The following is a 2407-nucleotide window of genomic DNA, read 5'->3' on the forward strand; positions in this document are numbered from 1 at the left end:
CCCGCATGGAGCGTTTCTTCATGACAATCCCCGAAGCCGCCGGTCTGGTTATTCAGGCGGGCATCATCGGGGAGAGCGGCCAGATCATGGTTCTCGACATGGGCGAACCGGTGCGGATCATGGACCTGGCCGTGGACATGATCCGACTTTCCGGTTTGGAGGTCGGTCGGGATATCGAAATTGAGGTGATTGGTCTTCGGCCGGGCGAAAAGCTTTTTGAAGAGCTTCAGGCCGCCGACGAAAAGACGATCCCCACACGCCACGACAAGATTCGCGTGGCCGTTAGTCCCCGTGTGAATCGGGAGGCGATCCTTCGGTCGATGGAACGGCTAGCCCGACTTTTGGAGGTGGACGACCGCCAGATCGTCGCCGAACTTCAGCGGATTGTTCCGCATTATCATCCGCACGGTCAGCCCGAGTTCCCGGCTGTCCGTCGCGCCGCTTGAAAGGAGAAATCGCAGCAAGGGGTCCCTAAAGGCCGCAATCAAAAAAATTACCGCTGCACAAGCATATACCGAGGAACAGGCACCATGTCCACGTACGCTCACCAATCCTCACGCATTCCCCCCCGTCCCCGAGTGGTGTTCGTCATGGGGGCGGGACGGAGCGGTTCGACCGTGCTCGACCTCTTTCTGGGGCAGCATCCGCTTGTCCAGAGCGTGGGAGAGCTGTGCAATTTTGTGCACGACGGTTGGATCGAGCGGCGGCTCTGCTCCTGCGGCCAACGCGTCCCGGAATGCGAACTCTGGTCCCGCGTCACCGAGGTCTGGAAAAAACGATCCCAGGTGGATCTGGAAACTTATGAACAATTGCGGAGCCGTGTGGAGGGGCGTCGGAACATTCTATGGCAGATGTTCTCTCGACCCTCACCCGAGCAGGTGCAGCTCGGTAAGGATGTGCGGGGCAATTTTCTTACCTATGCCCAGTGGACCGCCGGCCTGTATCAGGCGATCGGCGAAGTGACGGAAAAGAGCGTGGTGGTGGATTCGTCGAAGAATTCTGCCCGGGGACTGGCGCTGGTGCTCATGGCGGAACGTCTGGACCTGATCGACCTGCATCTGGTTCATCTTGTGCGGGACGTGCGTGGATTTGCCTGGTCTGTCAAAAAGAGTTTTCGATCGGACGAACAGGCGGGAGTTGCCCGCGATATCCGCGGTTTGCCGGTTTGGAGGAGCGCTCTGGCCTGGACCTTCGTCAATAGTATGGCCGATTTGGTCCGGCGGCGCCACGAAACAAGTCGATCTCTGCTGGTCCGTTACGAAGATTTTGCAAGCACGCCGATTCCGGTTGTGCTTCAACTTGCGGGCTTTATCGCCATCCCGCCGGGTCCGTGGATTGAACTGCTCAATTCTGAGAAACCGCTCCAGCCCGGCCATATCGTGGCAGGGAACCGCCTGCGCATGCAGCGTCACATCCGACTGAGACCGGACGTCGAATGGCAATCGAAATTGAGCTTTGCTGAGAAAATGGTGATCTGGATTCTGGCGGGTTGGAAGGCCTGGTCGTACGGATATCGCTACCGGTCTGAGGTGTCACGCGCTGATCGGTCTGCCCCTGGAACTTCGCCGCCTGCTGGGCATCCCCTTGCCGGACCGCACTTTCTCACGTCACGCGATCGCCAGTCAACCGGTTCGTCATCCGTCTCGGAATCTGCGCACCCCTGATGGATCACCGATCTTGAGAGGCCGGGCCCAGAGAAGCAACATGTCTCCATCGAAACCGGCGAACACATCCGAAGAATCGACGGCTCGGCGTATTGTGGTCTTCCGCCAGTCGTCCACCCTGCCGCCCCTTTCCATACGCCGCAACTTTGCCTGGTATCTTTCCGGCAACGTGACCCAGGCGGTATCAAGACTGCTTGTTTTGGTGCTGCTCATCAAGCTGGGCGGATTGGCGGATACCGGTCGGTGGGTCGCGGCGGTGGCCCTTTGCGCACCGATCTTTGCCGCTTTTGAATTGGGGCTTCGCAATCTTCTCGTGTGCGATGTCCGGCGTCGCTTTCTGTTTCAGGACTATTTTTCTATTCGAGTCGTTGGCGCGAGCACGGCCTGTCTTGTCGCGCCGCTGGCCGCCCTGGTGTACACGGTCAATGCGGCGTTCGTCGGTCTGGTGTTCGTCGTGGCGGCTGGCCGGATGTTCGATTCGCTTGCCGACATCGCCTATGCCGTGCTGCAGCGGGAAGAGCGGATGGACCGGATCGGCGCAGGATTCCTGATACGGTACGGGCTCAGTCTCGTGGGAGCGGCTGGCGTCCTGGCCTTGGGTGGAGGCGTCTTCGCGGCCGCCTGTGCGGATGCTCTGGCAGCCGCTGCAGTCTGTTTTAGATGGGCACTTCCGCACGCTTCACAGCTTCTGGCGGGAATGGCTCTCGCAGAAGAAACTGCCGAAGCAGGTCCCCGGACCTCCC

At 59.8% G+C, this 2407-nt stretch carries 3 protein-coding genes; all 3 read left to right on the forward strand.

Features of this window, described 5'->3' with window-relative positions:
* Positions 1 to 446 (forward strand): polysaccharide biosynthesis protein (locus H5U08_RS15895; protein ID WP_297035249.1); only part of this gene is annotated, 446 nt, incomplete at its 5' end.
* 84 nt (positions 447 to 530) lie between these two features.
* On the forward strand, positions 531 to 1664 hold the full coding sequence (locus tag H5U08_RS15900) for a sulfotransferase (RefSeq protein WP_297035251.1): 1134 nt from the start codon (positions 531 to 533) through the stop codon (positions 1662 to 1664).
* A 40-nt stretch (positions 1665 to 1704) separates the two neighbouring features.
* The coding region (locus H5U08_RS15905) for a hypothetical protein (RefSeq protein ID WP_297035253.1) at positions 1705 to 2407 on the forward strand (703 nt) is incomplete at its 3' end.

The organism is Thermogutta sp. (assembly GCF_014359955.1).
Lineage (GTDB): Bacteria > Planctomycetota > Planctomycetia > Pirellulales > Thermoguttaceae > Thermogutta.